Source organism: Clostridium sp. Marseille-P7770, assembly GCF_902143525.1.
In the GTDB taxonomy this organism is placed as follows: domain Bacteria; phylum Bacillota; class Clostridia; order Lachnospirales; family Lachnospiraceae; genus Pilosibacter.
The window spans coordinates 58,728-79,729 of record NZ_CABFVC010000011.1 but is presented as its reverse complement, the minus strand read 5'-3'; the positions used below and the strand labels follow the sequence as shown (position 1 = coordinate 79,729).

At 49.7% G+C, this 21,002-nt stretch carries 14 protein-coding genes; 3 read left to right on the top strand and 11 right to left on the bottom strand.

The window, feature by feature from the left end; genetic code table 11:
- Positions 1-519: 519 nt before the first annotated feature.
- The 6 genes from FN001_RS17550 to FN001_RS17525 form a co-directional block, all read right to left on the bottom strand.
- Positions 520-2,064, bottom strand: coding sequence for a sensor histidine kinase (locus FN001_RS17550; protein WP_142412720.1), 1,545 nt, complete (start codon positions 2,062-2,064; stop codon positions 520-522).
- Positions 2,061-2,741: a response regulator transcription factor gene (locus FN001_RS17545; RefSeq protein ID WP_118297147.1), complete on the bottom strand. Its 681-nt coding sequence runs from the start codon at positions 2,739-2,741 to the stop codon at positions 2,061-2,063. The genes FN001_RS17550 and FN001_RS17545 overlap by 4 nt, the downstream gene beginning before the upstream one ends.
- A gap of 173 nt (positions 2,742-2,914) precedes the next feature.
- Positions 2,915-4,711: an aspartate--tRNA ligase gene (aspS, locus tag FN001_RS17540; protein WP_118322537.1), complete on the bottom strand. Its 1,797-nt coding sequence runs from the start codon at positions 4,709-4,711 to the stop codon at positions 2,915-2,917.
- 60 nt (positions 4,712-4,771) lie between these two features.
- Complete coding sequence (hisS, locus tag FN001_RS17535) at positions 4,772-6,037, bottom strand: histidine--tRNA ligase (RefSeq protein WP_142412719.1); 1,266 nt, start codon at positions 6,035-6,037, stop codon at positions 4,772-4,774.
- 395 nt (positions 6,038-6,432) lie between these two features.
- Positions 6,433-7,845: a YfcC family protein gene (locus tag FN001_RS17530; RefSeq protein WP_142412718.1), complete on the bottom strand. Its 1,413-nt coding sequence runs from the start codon at positions 7,843-7,845 to the stop codon at positions 6,433-6,435.
- Positions 7,846-7,857: 12 nt separating this feature from the next.
- Entirely contained in the window at positions 7,858-9,033 is a 1,176-nt protein-coding gene (locus FN001_RS17525; protein WP_142412717.1) for a M20 metallopeptidase family protein, read from the bottom strand.
- A 358-nt stretch (positions 9,034-9,391) separates the two neighbouring features.
- Here FN001_RS17525 and FN001_RS17520 point away from each other — a divergent pair, with 358 nt between their 5' ends.
- From FN001_RS17520 to hemZ, 3 genes are all read left to right on the top strand, one after another.
- Positions 9,392-11,677, top strand: coding sequence for a RelA/SpoT family protein (locus FN001_RS17520; protein ID WP_142412716.1), 2,286 nt, complete (start codon positions 9,392-9,394; stop codon positions 11,675-11,677).
- Positions 11,678-11,879: 202 nt separating this feature from the next.
- Entirely contained in the window at positions 11,880-12,524 is a 645-nt protein-coding gene (locus FN001_RS17515; RefSeq protein ID WP_142412715.1) for an MBL fold metallo-hydrolase, read from the top strand.
- Complete coding sequence (gene hemZ / locus FN001_RS17510; RefSeq protein ID WP_142412714.1) at positions 12,521-13,978, top strand: coproporphyrinogen dehydrogenase HemZ; 1,458 nt, start codon at positions 12,521-12,523, stop codon at positions 13,976-13,978. The genes FN001_RS17515 and hemZ overlap by 4 nt, the downstream gene beginning before the upstream one ends.
- Before the next feature lie 156 nt (positions 13,979-14,134).
- Here the strand turns inward: hemZ and FN001_RS17505 are convergent, their stop codons facing one another.
- The 5 genes from FN001_RS17505 to glgB all read right to left on the bottom strand — a co-directional run bounded on the left by FN001_RS17505 (position 14,135) and on the right by glgB (position 20,787).
- Positions 14,135-15,451, bottom strand: a complete 1,317-nt coding sequence (locus FN001_RS17505; RefSeq protein WP_142412713.1) for an MATE family efflux transporter — start codon at positions 15,449-15,451, stop codon at positions 14,135-14,137.
- Positions 15,452-15,739: 288 nt separating this feature from the next.
- Complete coding sequence (locus FN001_RS17500) at positions 15,740-16,225, bottom strand: DUF340 domain-containing protein (RefSeq protein WP_118727827.1); 486 nt, start codon at positions 16,223-16,225, stop codon at positions 15,740-15,742.
- Positions 16,226-16,236: 11 nt separating this feature from the next.
- Positions 16,237-17,073, bottom strand: coding sequence for a DUF3100 domain-containing protein (locus tag FN001_RS17495; protein ID WP_142412712.1), 837 nt, complete (start codon positions 17,071-17,073; stop codon positions 16,237-16,239).
- A 432-nt stretch (positions 17,074-17,505) separates the two neighbouring features.
- Positions 17,506-18,321 carry a mechanosensitive ion channel family protein gene (locus FN001_RS17490; RefSeq protein WP_118530871.1) on the bottom strand — a complete coding sequence of 272 codons (816 nt, stop codon included), beginning with the start codon at positions 18,319-18,321 and terminating at the stop codon, positions 17,506-17,508.
- A gap of 51 nt (positions 18,322-18,372) precedes the next feature.
- Complete coding sequence (gene glgB / locus FN001_RS17485) at positions 18,373-20,787, bottom strand: 1,4-alpha-glucan branching protein GlgB (protein WP_142412711.1); 2,415 nt, start codon at positions 20,785-20,787, stop codon at positions 18,373-18,375.
- Positions 20,788-21,002: the final 215 nt, after the last annotated feature.

The following is a 21,002-nucleotide window of genomic DNA, read 5'->3' as shown; positions in this document are numbered from 1 at the left end:
CTAATTTTTAAACCGTTCTACTGTTTTGTTAGGTTTTGTTCTGAATGTTCTCATTCATGGTCTAAACCAAAGACCATTTTTATAAGAATTTTCAGGGTTTTACATACTGTTCAGTTTTCAAGGAACTGTTTCTCGTTGTTTCTGTGTTTCAGAAGCAACTCGTTTATTCTATCAAATCATATTCAATTTGTCAAGAACTTTTTAAAACTTTTTTTGAGGTGATTAAGAAGCTTTCTTAATGACTCTCAATAAGTTTTGCCCTGTTTCTCAAGGCGAGTATTATAATATCAAATCCCCGTCCAAAAGTCAACCATTTTTTACATGTTTTTTCACTTTTCTTTACATCTTTTACGGTGCTGTTACGCATACGTTTCATCTTTACAACATATGGTATATTTTATCCATTATTATGTACTATATATGCTCATTTATTCATATTTTCACAGATTCCCGGACTTAAAAAAAGAACCCGGGTTCACATCCAAAATGTTCCGGGTTCTCTTTCTTCCATATATATATTTATGAATTTCTTCCGTCCAGCGTGAACCAGAATTCAACACCATTCTCCCAGTTCTTTACGCCATACTGCTGGTTGTGCGCATCCATAATCGCCTTGACGATCGAGAGACCGATTCCGGTTCCTCCGTATGCGCGGGTTCTCGCCTTATCGACTTTATAGAACTTTGTCCAGAGATTCGGGATCGCCTCCTCCGGGATCGGAGTTCCGGTATTGAAGACAGATACACGGACGAGTCCGTTCTCCGGGATCATCCTGATGATGATCTTTTTCTCGCCGTCAATGTGGTGGATCGCATTGCTCAGATAGTTGGTAACTACCTGCTCGATCTTAAACTCGTCCGCCCATACATAGACCGGTGTCTGATCGTCGAACTCCACCTGGATCTGGTTCTGCTCAATGAGAATCTTTGACGCATTCACAACGCCCTTGATCAGCTCCGTCAGGTTAAAGCGTTCCATCACCGGCTTGTCGTTTCCGCTCTCGAGGGAAGAGAGTGTCAGAAGCTGCTTTACCATCTGATTCATCTTGTTGGCTTCATCCACGATGACATCGCAATAGTAATCACGGCTCTCTTTCTCCTCTCCCATTCCTTCCTGAAGTCCCTCCGCGTATCCCTGGATCAGAGCGATCGGAGTTTTCAGTTCATGGGAGACATTGGCGATGAATTCTTTTCGCATCTCATCGATCTTTGTCTTTTCCTCGATATCCTTCGTGAGCTGGTTATTCGCGGATTTCAGTTCTGAGATCGTCTCTTCCAGGCGTTCTGACAGCGTGTTCATGCTGTTGCCGAGAACCTGGATCTCCTCCATCTCATGCTTTTCCGGCTCATATTTCGCTTCGAAATCGAGATTCGACATCCGCTCAGAGAGGTTTGACAGGCGGTAGATCGGTTTTGAGATCTGTCGCGCCGTCAGGTAGATGACCAGACCTCCGATCGTCGCTGCGATGATTCCTACATAGAGCAGGAACTGGTTTGCAAGCCGGACGCTCTCCCCGACGCTCGAAAGCGGTGCACTCATGATGAAGGCCGTGCTGTTGTCCGTGAAAAAGCCCCAGCTTTCCAGGTACATACTCTCGCGCTGCGGGTCGTACGTCTTCTGGATCTTGTACTGTTCATTTTCTTCCAGGATCGTATACTTTGCCTTTGCCCAGCCGAAGATATACCGGTCCACGCGGTCTTTTAGGAACTTCGTATCCCGGGACGTCGAGTAGACCGTCGCGTCCTCCGTGCTGTTATCAATGATCAGGACCGAAACATTCGCACTGTCGCTGAAGTTCCGAATCAGGCGCTGTAGGTTTCCTTCCGTGATGTTTCCGTTCGCGTCGCGATCGCGCTCCATCGCTTCCTCGATCGTGATCCCGTTGTCTTTATTCTCCGCGATCTGGGCATCGATCGCCGTGTACATGGTGTTTAATGCCTGGACTTTCTTCGTCACATAGAAGTCTTCCAGGTACCACTTGTTGACGCCCCAGATCACAGCCAGGATCACCGCGATCAGTCCAATGAACGTGACCGTCAGACGGGAACGTACCGATTTCATCATGCATCCACCTCGAGTTTATATCCCATGCCCCAGATGGTCTTGATGTTGTCGCCTTTCGGACCAAGTTTGCTTCTCAGCTTCTTGACATGTGTATCGATCGTTCTCGCATCACCGAAATAGTCATAGTTCCAGACATTATTCAGAATCTTTTCTCTGGAAAGTGCAATTCCTTTGTTTTCCATAAAGTAGGTGAGCAGCTCGAATTCCTTGTTGCTCAGATCCACAGGTTTTCCGTCGACTGTCACCTCGTGGGCGTCCTTGTCCACGCGGATTCCGTCCGCCTCCAGGATCTCGCCGGTCGCCACTCCGTTTCTACGGCGCAGGATCGCCTCGATCCTTGCAACAAGAATCTTCGGGCTGAACGGTTTTGAGATATATTCGTCCACGCCGAGCTCGAAGCCGAGAAGTTCATCTCTCTCTTCGCTTCTCGCTGTCAGCATGATGATCGGAACCTGCGAGTAGCGGCGGATCGTTTTGCAGACCTCCCAGCCGTCCATCTTCGGCATCATGACATCCAGGATCACAAGGCTGATATCCTTTTCTTTAAAGAAGATATCGATCGCCTCCTCGCCGTCCCCTGCTTCCAGAACACGGTATCCTTTGATCGTCAGGAAGTCCTTTACGAGCTTGCGCATTCTCTCTTCATCGTCGACCATAAGTACTTTTATTGCATCCATGAGTATTACCTCCGTATCTATTGTCTCACAAATTTCCTATAGAATAGAAAAATCCCACTTATCATCAGCTATATTTTAGCAGATAATAAGTGGGATTTCTATAAGTTCACGAACATTTCACAAAGGGATATTTCCGTTGTTCACGGGCATTTCTCTGGATGAAATTTCTCGTTTTATTCTTCTTCCTTCTTCTCCACGATCGCGATATCGAGATCCTCAAGCTGCTTCGGATCTACCGGAGCCGGAGCTTCCATCATGAGGCAGGATGCGTCTTTTACCTTCGGGAAGGCGATGACGTCACGGATGCTGTCTGCGCCTACCATGAGCATAACGACACGGTCGAGACCGTATGCGAGACCAGCGTGCGGCGGTACTCCGTACTTGAACGCGTCAAGAAGGAAACCGAACTGCTCTCTTGCTCTCTCTTTTGTGAAGCCGAGAACTTCGAACATCTTCTCCTGGATGTCATCCTGGTGGATACGGACGGACCCGCCGCCGAGCTCGGTACCGTTTAATACGATATCGTATGCTTTCGCGCGGACTGCACCCGGATCGGTGTCGATAAGTGGAAGGTCTTCCTCCATCGGCATTGTGAATGGGTGGTGCATTGCAACATAACGTCCCTCTTCCTCAGAGTACTCTAAGAGCGGGAACTCGGTTACCCACAGGAACTTGAAGTCGTCTTTCTTTAAGAGGTCTAACTGTCTTGCGATCTCGAGACGGAGATTTCCAAGAACATCGAATACAACTTTATTCTTGTCTGCTGCGAAGAACAGAAGGTCGCCCGGCTGTCCATCCATAGCCTTTACAAGAGCATCTAACTCTTCCGGCTTCATGAACTTGCCGAAGGAGCACTTGTAGGAACCATCCTCGTGAATTGCGAGGTATGCAAGTCCCTTTGCACCGAAGCCCTTTGCGTACTCAACGAGAGCATCGATCTTCTTTCTCGGCATTCCAGCCTGTCCGTTTGCGTTGATACCGCGGACAGAACCGCCGTTCTCAAGAGCGCTCTTGAATACAACGAACTCACAGTCTTTTACGACGTCAGATACATTCTTTAATTCCATGCCGAAACGCATATCCGGCTTATCGGAACCGAAACGGTCCATCGCCTCGCGCCATGTCATACGAAGGATCGGAGTCTGGACATCCACGTTGCAGATCTCCTTGAAGAGTTTCTTTAAGAGTCTCTCATTGACTTCGAGAACATCTTCCACGTCAACGAAGGATAACTCCATATCGATCTGTGTGAACTCCGGCTGACGGTCTGCACGGAGGTCCTCGTCACGGTAGCATCTTGCGAGCTGGAAGTAACGGTCCATACCGGAGCACATTAATAACTGTTTTAATAACTGCGGAGACTGCGGAAGAGCATAGAACTCGCCCGGATGTACACGGCTCGGTACGAGGTAGTCTCTCGCGCCTTCCGGTGTACTCTTAATAAGAGTCGGTGTCTCGATCTCAAGGAAACCTTCATCTGCAAGGAACTGGCGGACCATAGTTGCCACGCGGCTTCTTGTCATGATGTTTCTCTGGAGATCCGGACGGCGGAGGTCAAGATAACGGTATTTTAAGCGGAGATCTTCTTTTGTCTTGCTGTTCTCCTCGATCGGGAACGGCGGTACCTCGGACTCAGAGAGGATTCTTAAAGATTTCGCTCTCATCTCGATCGTACCTGTCTTTAAGTTCGGGTTTGCTGCGCCGGAACGCTTTTCGATCGTGCCGACAACCGCTACTGTGAACTCACTTCTTAATTTTTCAGCTTTTGCGAAGCTCTCAGCGCCGCAGTCGCTCTCCTCAAAGATGATCTGGATGATTCCGGAACGGTCACGAAGGTCGGTGAAAATGATCCCGCCTTTGTTTCTGCTCTTCTGGACCCATCCCATAAGTGTCATTTCCTGGCCTACGTTTGCCTCTGTGACTTCAGCACAGCGGCAGGAACGTTTTAAGCCTGCCATTGATTCTGCCATGATTTTCCTCCTGAAACAGCTAGGATGTCAACGATCCCAACTGAATGTATTATGGTATATTTAGTGTTTTAAGTCTTCCTTATAGAATTCCTTAAACTCACTGTAGCCTTCTTTTCCAAGCTGTTCCTTCTGGAACTTCTTGTTCTTGTTCATCTGTGCGACAAGGATGATCTTTCCTTCCTTGCGGGCCGCCATCGCCTCTTTCATGATGGAAGCAAGTTTCTCGGAGCTCATGCCCTTTTCAAAGAGCCATGCCTCTTTCTCGTTGCCGCCCGGAACGGTAAATCCATTGTCGAGAAGAATGGTAACAATACGCTCAAATCCGATGGAGAAACCGCAGGCCGGTGTGTCCATGCCTGTGAATTTTCCGATCATCTTGTCATATCTTCCACCGCCGGCTACAGAACCTCCGAAGCCTTCCATGGAAACCTCGAAGATGGTTCCTGTGTAGTAGCCCATTCCGCGGACTAAAGTCGGGTCAAATGCAAGTTTGAAGCTTCCATCGGAAACCTCGCCGACTGTCTCCATGATCTGCGCAAGATTCTCAGCTGCGCCGTCCTCCAATACACCCGCAAGGATCTCCCCCATGCGGCGGACACCTGAGGCATCGTTTGTTGCCTGCCCCATAAGCTCTAAGTATTTATCGGCCGTCTCCTCGGAGTAGCCGTTTTCCATAAGTTCTGCCTTTACGCCATCCGTACCGATCTTGTCCATTTTATCGACGGTAATGAATACCTTATCGATATCTTCCTCCGGGAATCCGCTGTATACGGCCATCGCGCGGAGAAGCTTTCTGTCGTTCACGCGGACCTCAAAGCTGTTGTCCGGGCAGATCTTCTTTAACGCGGTCGTAGTCGCGAGGATCAGCTCTATCTCCGCCTGGTTTGTCGCATCACCGAGAATATCGATATCACACTGGACGAACTGTCTGAAACGTCCCTTCTGCGGACGGTCTGCACGCCATACGCTGCCTACCTGGAGTGCCTTAAACGGAGACGGAAGGTTTGCAGAGTTGTTGGAGTAATACCGGGATAACGGAAGTGTCAGATCATAGCGGAGTCCGCCGTCTGCCAGATCGTTCTCCGTCTCTGCTGTCTCGATATTTAATTTTTCACCACGCTTTAAGATCTTGAAGATCAGCTTCTCATTGTCACCGCCCTGTTTGCTAAGGAGGTTCTCAATGTGCTCCACGCACGGAGTCTCGATCGCGGAGAATCCGAAGCCGCGGTAAGTCTCTTTGATCTGGTTCAGCACATAATCCCGGATCTGCATCTCTGCCGGGAGAATATCTTTCATGCCGGTAACCGGCTTTTTCTTTAATGCCATAAAGGTACCTCTGTTTCTCTCTTTATCGCGCAATTTCACGCCTACGTTCACCATAATACGCTGATTGCCTTAGGTTTTCAAGGGTTTTTTCTTTCCTTAATAAAAGTATTATATTTTTCGGGCATGGATAAGTCAACTTATTTTGTGAGTTTTTCCCATCCCTCAGCGAAAAGATCGTTACTGTACACGGGTAGGAATTTTCTGAACTGAAAATTCCGTACAGTACAGTGGTGGTAGTGGATTTTGCCGATTTGGAATGCGAAGCATCGGCAAAATCAGTTACTGTTTGCGCAAGGCGTGAACAGTAACAAAAGGGCGGCGGGATCATCCGCCTGCACAGAAAAAGGACCTCCGCCAGGAAACGGAAGTCCTTTTTCCTTATATTATACGTCTTTCTACAGTCCGGTCCAGCCGATGCTCTGTAAGATCGTTAAAGATGCGAATGAGAGGATCACCTGGCATCCGAGAAGCGGCATAAGCCACTTTGCGTATTTTGTCCAGTCTGTCTTTGCGATCGCGAGGGAACCCATCAGAGTACCTGCTGTCGGGAAGAGACAGTTGGAGAAACCATCACCGAACTGGAATGCCTGTACAGCAACCTGTCTTGTGATGCCTGCAAGGTCAGCAACCGGAACCATAAGCGGCATAACTGCTGCAGCCTGTCCGGAACCGGACGGAATGAAAAGGTTGATAAACAGGTTTGCGACGAACATGAAGTTCGCTCCGAGGATGGAACCCATTCCGGACATCGGGATGGACAGCCAGTAAACGATCGTATTTAAGATGTTTCCGCTGGCGAGGATCACAGAAATACCATTTGCAAAGCCGACAATGAACGCGGCGTTTACCATCTTGGAACAGCCACCGATAAATACCTTCGTTGTTCCGTTGATACCCATACCATTGAGAAGGCCAACAACAACCGCAAGTGTAAAGAATGTAGCGGCGATCTGATCATAGCTCCATTTATATTTTACAGAGCCAACCAGGATTGCTGCAACCGCAACAACGAGACCGATCAGGCTGATCAGGTGCTTCGTTGTTAAATGTGCTTCGATCGCCTTCGCTCCATCTTTTCCTGCGCCCATGCTGTCAGATGCGCTCATGCCAGCTTCATAGTTTAAGCTCTTCTTCGGATCAGCCTTGATGGTTTTCATGTAACGAATCGTAAAGAAATAGCAGATCGCGAAGTTGATGATGTTTAATACGACACGGACACTGAAACCGGAGAAGATCGGGAGCTCCGCGATCGGCTGTGCAGTACCGATAGTGGAGGCGTTCGCCCATCCTACGTTGAATCCGGAATAAGCGCCCATATATACAAGCAGGAAGCCTGTGAAGGAATCATACCCTAAGTTTGTTGCAAGGATGATTCCGATCGGGATCAGGGCAACGACCGGGTTTGCGAAAACGCCTGCTGCGCCGCCGATGGACATGAATGCCATTACTAAGAATACAAGTACGTTTACGTTTAAGTTCTGCTTGGAAGCCAGTTTTCCGAAGGCAGCGTGGATCGCGCCTGTCTTTTCAAGGATCTCAACAGCACCGCCGACAAACATGATCATGACCATTAATTTTGCGGCTTTGTAGAATCCCTGTACAACTGCCATGATGGTTGCCCACGGGCCAACCGGGGAAGCGTCTACAGTGTGATAGGTACCTGCGATAACCTTGTTTAAGTTGCCTACCTTCTCTGTATCGAATTCACCTGCCGGAACGATCCAGGTCAGGATGGCGCAGACGATCATGAGCATGAATAACAGTGCACATGTGCTTGGAATCTGCAGCTTTTTCTTGTTGTTTTCCATAAGTATTCTCCTTTATTTTAAGAAATCTCTCGCGTACTGGATGATGACGGATGCGCCTGTGCGGATGCACTTCTCATCAAATACGTTTTTAGAGTTATGAAGGCCGTGTCTGGAATTCGGATCCTCGTTGTTTCCGGATCCCAAGCGGAACTGTGCGCCCGGTCCGAACTTCGGGAAGAGAACAGAAAAGTCCTCGGAACCCATTGACGGATTCTTCACGTAGGAAACATGGTCAGCACCGATGGTCTTTGCAGCGGCCTCAGCAACTGCCTCGATGATGGAATCATCATTTACGAGCGGCGGAACTCCGATTTCCCATTCAACCTCCGCGGTTCCTCTCATGGACTCGGCGCAGCCTTTTACGACGCGGTCGATGGCAGCCATCATTTTTTTGCGGCAGTCCGGATCAAGACTTCTCAGCGTTCCGTGCATCTCCACGTAATCCGGGATGATATTGTTTACGGTTCCGCCGTGGATGCTGCCGATGGTAAGAACACCCGGATATACCGGATAGTTTTCACGGGAGATCACGGTCTGAAGCTGTGTGATCACATAACCGGAGATTACGACCGGATCGATGCAGTTTTCCGGGTGAGCGCCATGTCCGCCCTTTCCTTTGATCCTGATATTGAAGAAATCGTTGGATGCGTTTGCCGGTCCCTTCTTTAATCCGATGCTTCCGGCATCAATCTCCGGTGATACGTGGAGACCGATAAATGCGTCCGGTTTCGCAACCTGCGTGAAATTGCAGTCGACAAGCTCACCGGCTCCCATATGCTCTTCTGCCGGCTGGAAGATCAGCATGACCGTTCCGGCAAGCTCCCCGCGGATTTCAGATAATACCTTCGCGCAGTAGAGAAGCACGGTTGTATGGATATCATGTCCGCAGGAATGGCAGGCACCATCATTTTCGGAAGCGAACGGAAGTCCTGTGAGTTCCTTCATCGGAAGTGCGTCGATATCCTCGCGGATCGCAACAGTTTTTCCCGGTTTTCCGCCGCGGATAACGGCAACAACGCCGGTCTTCATCCCGATCTCGGCGATCTCCACACCGTATTCCGTCAGTTTTTCGCGGATGAACTCCGTTGTCTTATATTCCTTGTTGCTGAGCTCCGGATGTCTATGAATATGTCTGCGAATGGCAATCATTTCATCTTCATACTTTGCTGTGAGACTCATTGTATCCATAATGGAGTACCCCTTTCCAATTTATTTATAAAATTTTAATATTTGCATTATAATACATTGTCCTTTAAAGTTCAACCACTTTAATACGGTAGCACTATAAGAATAAGATATGTCTGTCATAAGCATTTTATATACCGAATCCGAAACGCCCCTGTATAAGAGTCCCCGGATCTGGGAATCCTTCCGGAGAGCAGCGGCCTAAAACCGCAACAAAACGATTGCAATTTATGCCAAAAAATTTTATAATGGTTGGTATATTTCAGGAGTGTCTGCTTTTGTCGAAAAGCACCGTGAAAACGACGGATTTCTGTGGCGGGCATGACCGGGTGGGACGCTAAAAGGGAAGGGGGGGGATATTATGGAAGAAAACAAACTGAAAACGATCGAAGGCGATCTGGAAGCGCCTGCTGATTTCACAAGTCCTGATGTTCTTTACCGGGATCTTGTTGCCAGCATCAGAAAGTACCATCCGTCCGATGATCTGAGCATGATCGAGAAGGCATATCAGCTTGCGGATAATGCCCATAAAGACCAGAAGCGAAAATCCGGGGAACCGTACATTATCCATCCGCTCTGTGTGGCGATCATCCTCGCGGATCTCGAGATGGATAAAGAGACGATTGCAGCCGGACTTCTCCACGACGTGGTGGAAGATACCGTGTATACAGAGGAACAGCTCGCCGAGTTGTTCGGAAAAGAGGTCGCCCTCTTAGTCGACGGCGTTACAAAGCTGACCCAGTTATCCTGGTCAGCAGATAAGGTGGAAATGCAGGCGGAGAACTTAAGAAAAATGTTCCTCGCGATGGCAAAAGATATCCGTGTCATTATCATCAAGCTTGCGGACCGTCTCCACAATATGCGGACGCTTCAGTACATGCGCCCTGAAAAACAGAAGGAGAAGGCGAGGGAGACCATCGAGATCTACTCTCCTCTCGCTGACAGGCTCGGTATTTCCAAGATCAAGATCGAACTGGACGATCTTGCGTTAAGATATCTGGAACCTAATGTATACAAAGAACTGGAAGAAAAGATCGCCCTGACAAGCGAAGCGCGCCAGAAATTCATCGATGACATTATCGCTGAGATCAAGACCCACATGGAGAACGCGGAGATCAGGTGCGAGGTCAACGGACGCGTCAAGCACTTCTTCAGCATTTATAAGAAGATGTTAAACCAGCACAAGACGCTGGACCAGATCTACGATATCTTTGCAGTCCGCATCATCGTGGACTCCGTAAAGGATTGTTACGCGGCACTGGGTGTGATTCATGAAATGTACAAACCGATCCCCGGCCGTTTTAAAGATTATATCGCGATGCCGAAGCCGAATATGTATCAGTCCTTACATACGACACTGATCGGCACGAACGGACAGCCCTTTGAGATCCAGATCCGTACCTTCGAGATGCACCGCACAGCGGAATATGGTATCGCCGCCCATTGGAAATATAAAGAGAGCGGCAGCGGACAGGTTGCTGCCGGTGATGAGGCGAAGAAGTTAAGCTGGCTGCGCCAGATCCTTGAGTGGCAGCAGGATATGTCCGACAACAAGGAATTCTTAAACGCCATCAAGAGCGACCTCGATATGTTCTCCGACAGCGTATACTGTTTTACACCGACCGGAGACGTAAAGGCGCTGCCAAGCGGCTCCACACCGATCGACTTTGCTTACTCGATCCACACGGCTGTCGGAAACAAGATGGTGGGCGCGAGAGTCAACGGAAAGCTCGTAAATATTGACTATGTGATCCAGAACGGTGACCGGATCGAGGTCATGACGTCCCAGAATTCCAAAGGACCGAGCCGTGACTGGTTAAATATCATCAAGAGCAGTCAGGCGAGAAACAAGATCAACGCCTGGTTCAAGCAGGAGCGGAAGGCGGACAATATCTTAAAGGGCCGCGAAATGATCGACCGCTACTGTAAGGCAAAGGGGATCAATTTCTCCGATATCAATAAGCCGGAGTTCGTAGATAAGGTTCTAAAACGCTACGCGTTCCAGGACTGGGATTCTGTTCTGGCATCCGTCGGACACGGCGGATTAAAAGAAGGTCAGGTCATCAACAAGATGATCGAGGAGCGCACAAAGAAGCTGAAACGCGAAGTAACCGACGCGACGATCCTTGATGCCATCGGCGAGAATAACAAACCGGCGGTAGTTCCGATCAGAGGCAGCAAGTCAAAGAGCGGCATCATCGTAAAAGGCATCCATGACCTTGCGGTTCGTTTCTCCAAGTGCTGCAGCCCGGTTCCGGGCGACGAGATCGTTGGTTTCGTGACGAGAGGCCGCGGAATTACGATCCACAGAACAGACTGCATCAACGTCTTAAATCTCCCGGAGATTGAGAGAAGCCGCCTGATCGACGCGGAGTGGCAGGGCGTTGAGGAGGACAACAGTGCCGCGACCTACTCCACAGAGATCTCGATCTTCGCGAACAACCGGATCGGCATGTTCGTGGATATCTCCAAGATCTTCACAGAACGCGAGATCGATATCAAGGCCATGAGCTCCCGCGTGAACAAGCAGGGCAAAGCGACGATCACTATGAGCTTCGATATCCATGGAATCGAAGAATTAAACAACCTGATGGCAAAGCTGCGCCAGATAGACGGCGTGCTGGATATTGAGAGAACCACAGGCTGATAACTACAATTTCAAATGAATGTCTGCCGCCGGCTGTTCTGAAACAGAACAGGTCGAATGCAGTCGGAAAAAGGTCTGCCGGAGGTGTTACGGACGGTAGACCTTTTTATACATGGATTTTAAAGAAACATTTCCGTTACTGTACGCGGCACAGGGCCGGAGTCCCTGCTTTGTGCCAGGAAAAATGGAGGAAAAGTAAGATATGAGCGAAATTCGCATTAAGACTCTGGTAGTCGGCATGGTCGGAACGAACTGCTACCTGGTCTATGATAATGAGACAAAAAAAGCTGCCGTCGTGGACCCGGGCGACAGCGCCGACAAGATCGTCAATATGGCAGTATCTATGGGTTTAAAGCCGGAGGCGATCCTTCTGACCCACGGTCACTTCGACCACATGATGGCCGCAAAGGAATTGAAAGAAGCATGGCATGTGCCGATCTACGCCTGTGAAAAGGAGATCGAGGTGCTTTCAGACAGCAGAAAAAGCCTTGTATCCAGCTACTACAGGGAACCATATACGCTGACACCGGATATTACGGTGAAAGAAGGCGACGAGCTTTCCATCGCCGGATTTACATGGAAAGTATTTGAAACACCGGGACACACCATCGGTTCCTGCTGTTACTATATTGAAAAAGAAGAGGTTCTCTTCTCCGGTGATACCCTGTTTGCAGGCTCCTACGGCCGCACGGATTTCCCGACGGGAAGCGGACGCCAGATCGCGGAGTCTGTAAGACGCCTGCTCTCCACACTGCCGGATGACACCATGGTCTATCCGGGTCATATGGACACGACTACCATCGGTTTTGAAAAGAAGTATAATCCTCTTTCGGGGGCAATGAGATGATTGGAATTTTATTGAATGATACTGCTTATGAGCAGGATATCCGGGAGCTTTTGATGGCGTTTTATCCGGGTGAGACTTTTGTCCATGAGAAACAGGACGATGTGGATTTTTACGTGGAGGGAACCTGCTCGCAAAATGCGGATGAGACGAAATTTGGCTTGAAGATCACGGATCCGACAGGCACTGTCTCAGATGAGACCGTATTTCCGATCGACTACGATGTTCGCTTAAACGCAAAGACAACGATCAAGAAAGAGCTTTACGGCATGTTAAAAAAGCGGACGGGAAAAGAACTCCCCTGGGGGACCCTGACCGGTATCCGCCCGACAAAGATCGCCATGACAAGACTTGATCAGGGTGAGGATGAGGAAAGCATCCGTTCCTTCATGCGGGACATGTACCTGACAAGTGAAGAAAAGATCGACTTAAGTGTCGAGGTCGCGAAGCGGGAGCGGGAGCTCTTAAGCCATATCGACTATGAAAACGGATACAGCCTCTATGTGGGAATTCCGTTCTGCCCGACCACCTGCCTCTACTGTTCCTTCACCTCCTACCCGATCGGAGCGTGGGAGAAGAAGGTTCATCTCTATTTGAAGGCGCTGTTTAAAGAGCTGGATTATGTGGCGGAGAAGATGAAAGGCCGCACACTGGATACGATCTACTTTGGCGGCGGAACTCCGACGTCCTTAAAGGCAGAGGAGCTGGACGCTCTGCTCACAAAGATCGAGAATACCTTTGACCTCTCAAAGGTGCAGGAATTCACTGTGGAAGCCGGACGCCCGGACAGCATCACCGAGGACAAATTCAAGGTTCTCCGTGCCCACAATATCTCCAGGATCTCCATCAATCCGCAGACGATGAAGCAGGCAACTCTGGATCTGATCGGACGCCATCACACCGTGGATATGGTGAAGGAAAAATTCCACATGGCAAGAGATCTTGGCTTTGACAATATCAATATGGACCTCATCATCGGACTTCCGGAGGAAGATATCGATGACGTCCGCAGCACCATGGAGCAGGTCAGAGAGCTTGCCCCGGACAGCGTGACGGTCCACTCTCTCGCCATCAAGCGTGCGGCGAGACTCAATATCTTTAAGGAGCGCTACGCGAACTTAAAGATCCAGAACACTCAGGAGATGATCGATCTCACCGCGAAGTACGCCCGCGAGATGGGTCTTGAGCCGTATTACCTGTACCGTCAGAAAAATATGGCCGGAAATTTCGAGAATGTCGGCTATGCGGCACCCGGAAAAGCATGTATCTACAATATCCTCATCATGGAGGAAAAACAGACTATCGTTGCCTGCGGTGCCGGAACCACCACGAAGGTCACCTTCCCGGCAGAAAACCGGCTGGAGCGTGCGGAGAATGTAAAAGATGTGGCTTCCTATATCGAGAGGATCGATGAGATGATCGAGAGAAAAGATAAGCTGTTGAGTAAGTTAGTTTAAATATGTCTGCTGCGCTGACCGCAGGATAGCGCAGATCAAACGCCAGATCTGGGCACGCGGCAACAAAATACGCTGTACATGGGGTTCATTCTCCTGTACAGCGTATTTTTTAGATTCGAAATTTTTAAATTCTTATTTTGCAAAAATTCTTTCTTTTTACCAGGTTTTTCTCATGTATAAAAGTCCTGTCAGGTCTGCCAGCACCCAGCCGATCGGGATCGCCATCCAGATTCCTGTCTCGCCGAGGGATGTGGCAGAGAGCACGTAGGCCAGTAACACACGGATTCCGAGGGAGATCACTGTAAGCACCACAGACATCTCCGCCCGCTTGATCGCCCTGTAATAGCCGTAAAGCAGGAACAGGCAGCCGATTCCAAAATAGAACGCGCCCTCGATCCTGAGATAACGGACGCCGGAGGCGATGACCGCTGTCTCTGCGGAACTCACGAAGATCTGCATGAGCGGTGCCGCGAAGGCAAAGACCAGCGCTGAGATCACAAGGCTGAATACCGTGCTGATGGCAAAGGATTCCTTTGTGCCGCGGCGGATCCGTTCTTTATTTCCCGCGCCGTAGTTCTGGGCGATGAAGGTCGAATAGGCGTTTCCAAAGTCCTGAACCGGAAGATATGCGAAGGTGTCGATCTTTACTGCCGCCGCGAAAGCCGCCATGGTGGTGGCGCCAAAGCTGTTTACAAGCCCCTGCACCATGAGGATTCCGAAGTTCATAACCGACTGCTGTAGGCAGGTCAGAGAGGAAAGTCCTGCGATCTCCTTTAAGATTCCGCCGTCAAAGCAAAGATCCTTTCTCTCCGGAAGAAGGCTTCTGCATCGGAAAAGAACATAGAGCAGGATACCGATTCCGGATACATACTGGGCAAAGATCGTCGCATAGGCCGCACCGGCGATTCCCCAATGGAAGACCGCCACAAATAAAAGATCCCACGCGATGTTTAAGATTGCGGATACCGCAAGAAACACCAGCGGAACCGTAGAGTTTCCCAGCGCCCTTAACAGGCAGGAGAAGAAATTATAGAGGGACGTGGCGAGCAGACCTGCGAAAATGATCAGCAGATACTCCCTCATACCGCCCCAGACCTCCTCAGGAACCCGTAAGAAGTTTAAGATCGGATCAATGAAAATATAGACAACCACATTCAAAACAAGCGTTACAGCGAGGATCAGGCCGCAGGCGTGGGCGATGGAGGACTTCAGTGCCCTCTCATCTCCCTTTCCCCGGTAGATGGAAAACAGTGCGCCGGAGCCCATGCTGAGTCCCAGAAAGATCGAGGTCAGGAATGTCATCAGCGTATACGACGAGCCGACCGCCGCCAGCGCATTTTTTCCGAGCACTCTCCCGACGATCAGGGTATCCGCAATATTGTAGAACTGCTGTAAAAGATTTCCTGCCATCATGGGCAGGGCAAATAAAAGAAGGGAGCGTGAGATGCTCCCCTTTGTAAGATCATGGTACATGGAAACTCACTCCGTTATCACAGATTTATAAACGTACTGCACAGATATTTCACTGCACCGTACAGTTCTTCCATCATAGCATGATTCCTGTTCTTTTACAAGGTGATCCCCACGGTCAAAGTCCTGTCAGCTTCCGCCGCGTTTTCATATAGACCGGTCACTCACAGCCATGTACCTTATCAGCACCGCCCTTTACGCAGGCGCAGACTTTGGCTCGTTGTTCGCGTAAACAAAAAGAAGGCAGAATCCACACCAGCTCGATTCTGCCTTCTGCTATTTTTATGTTGCTTAGATCACACCAGTCATCTTCAGAATGATCTGTGCGATGATCGTGGAGCCCAGGAATGTTCCTGCGAAAGTAAAGATCGCTACGATCACGATCGCAAGTCCCTGTTCCTTGAAGGTATCCACATCCTTGCCGATGGAAATTCCCGCATATGCAAGGATCGGAGTGCAGAGCGGAAGAAGTCCGATCTTTCCAATCTGTTCGATCGCATAATCTGCGATCGGGCTGACACCCGGGATCGTGATCAGGATCGCGATAAATGAGATATAGGCGATTGCCGGAAGATTCTTCGGTGAAACCTTATTGATCAGCTCATAAATGATACAGCCCACCAGCGTGCATACAAGAAGAAGCACGAGCCCGGGCACTGCCTCAAGCGGGGTTACTGGATTTCCTGCCTTCGATGTACTGATAAAATTGCCGATGGATGCGAAGATGCATACAAGGACAAGACATTTGATTCTTTTAAACCATACTGCTGCGTCCATATGGATCCCTCCTATTCTTCCCCGGCGGCTTTGACTTTCACCTTAGCGCCGATCGGGAGTCCGTCTTTATAATGCCTGTTGTTCTTTGTGAACAGCTTGTACATGAATTCACACATCGGAAGTGCGATGAAAATACTCATATAAAGACCATCCACGCTGCTCAGCATATTAGAAGTTGCCGCGTAGGCAGTGATCTCCGCTTCCATATCTGGATATGCCTCAACGACTGCCGCAAGGCTGGCAGAAAGCATGGATGCGGAACCTGTTCCGCACGCCATTCCGAGCGCATACGGGTGGAAGATATTTAAGGAACAGAGCAGGGAGACGAAGATACCATTGAACATGGTTCCGAATACAGTGCCTGTGATATATCCGCCCATAACACCGATTCCCTCATCCGAATCAAGACCATATTTATCAGCAACAACCGCAAGGGAACTCTCTCTTGAAATAGAGAAGGACGTTCCGATTGCCGCGCGTCCCATATGGAATACAAATACGGCGATCGGGAGTGCTAAAACCGCAGTTCCCAGATTTCCGAATTCCTGAAGGATCAGCGCCGGTCCGGCTTTGACAACCGCGCCGAGGTTCGGTCCGATCGTGGACGCGATCTTCGCGGTCAGCATTATAACACTGATCCCGATATACGGAGACGCCTCCGACATCATCTTCTGCGGGATCATTTTTACGATTCCAAGGATCGCTCCGAGGATCAGAACGTACAGCATCGGAAACAGTGAGAACGACAAAGGCCCGAAACTGAATTTTTTGGTGCCGATAAATTCGGCGATTACGGTGAGTACGAAAGCAAGCGCATGGATACGCCAGTCAGCCATATGCTCTTTCATATTCAATCCCTCCTTTTCTTTTTCGGCAGCCGCATCGAAATTCAACAACTACCCTTTTTCGCCTCTGCATGTTTCACTTTTGCTGAAATCATGTACCTGTACCATGTCCGTTCAGACAAAAAACACGTCTCTTTTCCGCAAACATTTGTCCGCAACGCAGAAACATTTTAACATTGATTCTATCAGATTCCCGGGAAAATGCAAGCATTTTTTGGCTTGTTTCGCGAAAAATACCGTGGTGATCAGGTACTGTATCACAGTATGCGATTTGTTTTTTCTATGTTTCATATTGTGGAATCTCTTTTGTATCATGGAATTTTCTGCTAAACAAAAAAGTTCCATCAGCCTTGTATTCAGCTGACAGAACTTTTTTATACGGTCTGTGCACGAGTCAGGAACATTATTCCCATATCATACTGATGGGTATCTTCTCTACTGTGACTCCTTCGTCAGTGTCACGTTCATATACTGATACGGGATCTCGATCCCTTCCCGGTCAAATGTGAGTTTGATCTCCTCCGTGATCGCCCATTTTGTTTTCCAATAGTCCTCACAGAGCACCCAGCCTCTCGCGCTCAAGTTCACGCTGCTGTCTCCGAGGCTGTCCACGATCACCTGGATATCCTGGTCTTTCATGATATATGGATTCTCCTCAAAGATCTGTTTCAGAACGTTTTTCGCCTTTAAGAGATCCGAGGAATATCCGATCCCGACGTTGATGATCAGGCGGCGTTTTCCCATTCTCGTGAGGTTTGTGAGCGGTGCGCTCGATACCGAGCTGTTCGGGATCGTGATCACGCGGTTGTCGATCGTCAAAAGTGTCGTGTATACAAGACCGATCGTCTCGACCGTTCCCTCACCTGCCGATGTGCTGATATAATCCCCGACCTTAAACGGTTTTAAGAGCAGGATCAGCGTTCCGCCTGCGAAATTTGAGAGTGTATTCTGCATCGCAAGGCTGAATGCCAGCGTTACGGTACCGATAACCGCAACGAAGGACGTTGTCTTGATCCCCAGCTGGTCCGCTGCCATGAACACCATGACTCCGAAGAGGACGGCGTGCAGAAGCATATCCAGAAACTTCTTTAACGTGATCTCCACGCCGGCGCGGTCCATGATCTGCCCTGCTGCGGTCCGGACCATCCGAATCACGCGGAGACCGACAAATACGATCACCGCGGTCCAGAAGATCCTGGTCCCGTATTTGATGGCCGTCGTAGTAAGAAAATCCAGTGTGTATTCTTTCATGTCTGTTTCCCTGCTGTTTTCCGAACATTTTCATGTCCTGTATTTTTCTGTCTATCCTTTGTTTCTTTTTCCCGTCTGGCTCTCCCGCGCCGTCTTTATGAGCTGCCCGACTTTCTCAGAGATCACATCCAGCGGACTCGCCGGTATCTTTACGGACGGCTGCTTCGCCGGACGTTTTTTCTTTTCCGCCGGTTTCTTCTTTCCCGTCACAGGTTCTTCCTCATACGGGGTACAGGAGAATACCGCCACGGACATCGGAGCCAGGTTGATCACGATCGAGTTTTCTCGCGCGTCCCACTCCTCTTTCTTCGACATCTTGACTCTCGGATTTACCATGCCACTGCCGCCGAACTGCTTCGCGTCGCTGTTCAGGATTTCCTTGTACTTTCCGGCAAACGGAACTCCGAGGCGGAATTTCTCATGTTCCACCGGGACAAAGTTACAGACAAAGAGCAGTGTCTCCTCCGGTTTGTCCGTCTTTCTCTCGAAGATCACGATATTCTCGTCATTGTAAGTGCAGTTGATCCACTCGAAACCTTCCGGCTCATAGTCCATTTTATAGAGAGCCGGCTGTGTGCGGTACAGGTGGTTTAACGCCTTCACATAATCCTTCATCTGGCTGTGGATATCGTACTTCAAGAGTCCCCATTCCAGACTCTCCTTCTCGTTCCACTCGTCCATCTGACCGAAATCCTGGCCCATAAAGAGCAGTTTCTTACCAGGATGCCCCATCATGAACCCATAGGCGGTACGGAGGTTTGCGAACTTTTTCTCCTGGGTGTCCCCCGGCATTTTTCCAGCCATGGAACCTTTTCCGTGGACCACCTCATCGTGTGAGAATACGAGAACAAACTTCTCACTGTATGTGTACAGCATGCTGAAAGTCAGCTCTCCATAATGGTCATGGCGGAAATACGGGTCGCACTGCATGTAATCGAGGAAATCATTCATCCAGCCCATATTCCACTTGAAGTCAAAGCCGAGTCCTCCGTCATTCTCATCGCCGGAAACCTTCGGCCATGCCGTGGATTCCTCCGCGATCAGGACTGCGCCCTCTGTGTCCCGTGCAAAGATGGAATTCAGGTGTTTCAGGAATTCCACCGCCTCCAGGTTCTCATTTCCGCCGTACATGTTCGCGATCCACTCGCCCGCGTTCTTTCCATAATCAAGATACAGCATGGATGCCACAGCGTCCATCCGGATCCCGTCGGCGTGAAACTCCCTCGCCCAGTATAAAGCATTGGAGATCAGGAAATTCGATACCTGCGGACGGCCGTAATTGTAGATCAGCGTTCCCCAGTGCGGATGTGATCCCCGGCGCGGGTCCTTGTGCTCGTAGAGACAGGTCCCGTCAAAGGCCGCGAGACCATGCGCATCACGCGGGAAATGGGCCGGAACCCAGTCGAGGATGACGCCGATCCCCTCTTTATGCATATAGTCCATAAACGCCTTAAAATCGTCCGGAGTCCCGAAACGACTCGTCGGCGCATAGTAACCGGTCACCTGATAGCCCCAGGACTCATCGAGCGGGTGCTCCATGACCGGGAGAAGCTCCACATGGGTGTAGCCCATCTCCTTGACGTAAGCAGCAAGTTTTTCCGCGATCTCCCTGTAATTATAAAACTGGCTGCCGTTGATGTCATCCCCATTTTCATCCTGAGCTACCGGTTTCTGCATCCAGGAGCCGAGATGGACCTCATAGATCGACATCGGCGAGTCCTTCAGCCGGTCTTTTGCCGCTTTTCTCTTTTCGATCCACTCGCCATCGTTCCACTGATAATCAGTCATATCCCAGATCACGGACGCCGTATTCGGTCGGAGCTCTGAGAAATTCGCATACGGATCCGCCTTTAACATCGGATCTCCCGCTTTTGTCTTGATCTCATATTTATAGATCGCACCCGGCTTCAGTCCCGGAATAAAGATCTCATAGATCCCAGACGGTCCGCGTTTTTTCATCTGGTGGCGTCTTCCGTCCCAGAAGTTGAAGTCGCCCACAACACTGACACGCATCGCATCCGGCGCCCAGACTGCAAAGTGCACTCCGGAGATCCCGGCCTCCACGGTCGGGTGCGCGCCAAACTTTTGATAGGAATCATAATAGATCCCGGCGCCGAATTTCTTTACTTCCTCCTCGGTAAACGCGGTGTAGAACTGGTAACTGTAGGGATCCACGATCTCCTCACTGTCCCCGTCCTCGTAAGTCACGAGAAAATGGTACGGCACTAACTCCAGACGGTCCTCAAGAAGGACTGCGAAGAATCCGTTCTCATCCGCCATCTCCATCGGAAAGCTTTCTTCCCCGATCTTTACGGAGACTTTCGCCGCATTCGGAAGGAACGCCTGGATCAGAAGTCCTTCCTTTATTACATGTTCCCCTAAAAGCCGTCCCGGATCGCTCGCCTCAGAATATACGAGTTCCTCGATCCCGGCCCAGTCCATCAGATCATATAAGATTTTTTCCATGAGCACTCCCCCTGTCGTGTTCCAATGACGTTTTCCGGCATGGTCCACAAAGACCTGTCCATTTCTGGAATTTTCTGCGGCTGCGGATATCTGTTTCCTGATGTCCGAAGCCATTTTTCTTAACAATATTTTAACATCATCATCTCTCTGATACAAGTGGCAGTATCGGCAAATATCCGTTTTTCCATCCGCATGGCGCTCCCGCATATTTTCCC

Coding starts and splice junctions, on each gene's coding strand:
- FN001_RS17550 (WP_142412720.1), bottom strand. CDS start 2,064: ATGATGAAATCGGTACGTTCCCGTCTGACGGTCACGTTCATTGGACTG.
- FN001_RS17545 (WP_118297147.1), bottom strand. CDS start 2,741: ATGGATGCAATAAAAGTACTTATGGTCGACGATGAAGAGAGAATGCGC.
- aspS (WP_118322537.1), bottom strand. CDS start 4,711: ATGGCAGAATCAATGGCAGGCTTAAAACGTTCCTGCCGCTGTGCTGAA.
- hisS (WP_142412719.1), bottom strand. CDS start 6,037: ATGGCATTAAAGAAAAAGCCGGTTACCGGCATGAAAGATATTCTCCCG.
- FN001_RS17530 (WP_142412718.1), bottom strand. CDS start 7,845: ATGGAAAACAACAAGAAAAAGCTGCAGATTCCAAGCACATGTGCACTG.
- FN001_RS17525 (WP_142412717.1), bottom strand. CDS start 9,033: ATGGATACAATGAGTCTCACAGCAAAGTATGAAGATGAAATGATTGCC.
- FN001_RS17520 (WP_142412716.1), top strand. CDS start 9,392: ATGGAAGAAAACAAACTGAAAACGATCGAAGGCGATCTGGAAGCGCCT.
- FN001_RS17515 (WP_142412715.1), top strand. CDS start 11,880: ATGAGCGAAATTCGCATTAAGACTCTGGTAGTCGGCATGGTCGGAACG.
- hemZ (WP_142412714.1), top strand. CDS start 12,521: ATGATTGGAATTTTATTGAATGATACTGCTTATGAGCAGGATATCCGG.
- FN001_RS17505 (WP_142412713.1), bottom strand. CDS start 15,451: ATGTACCATGATCTTACAAAGGGGAGCATCTCACGCTCCCTTCTTTTA.
- FN001_RS17500 (WP_118727827.1), bottom strand. CDS start 16,225: ATGGACGCAGCAGTATGGTTTAAAAGAATCAAATGTCTTGTCCTTGTA.
- FN001_RS17495 (WP_142412712.1), bottom strand. CDS start 17,073: ATGAAAGAGCATATGGCTGACTGGCGTATCCATGCGCTTGCTTTCGTA.
- FN001_RS17490 (WP_118530871.1), bottom strand. CDS start 18,321: ATGAAAGAATACACACTGGATTTTCTTACTACGACGGCCATCAAATAC.
- glgB (WP_142412711.1), bottom strand. CDS start 20,787: ATGGAAAAAATCTTATATGATCTGATGGACTGGGCCGGGATCGAGGAA.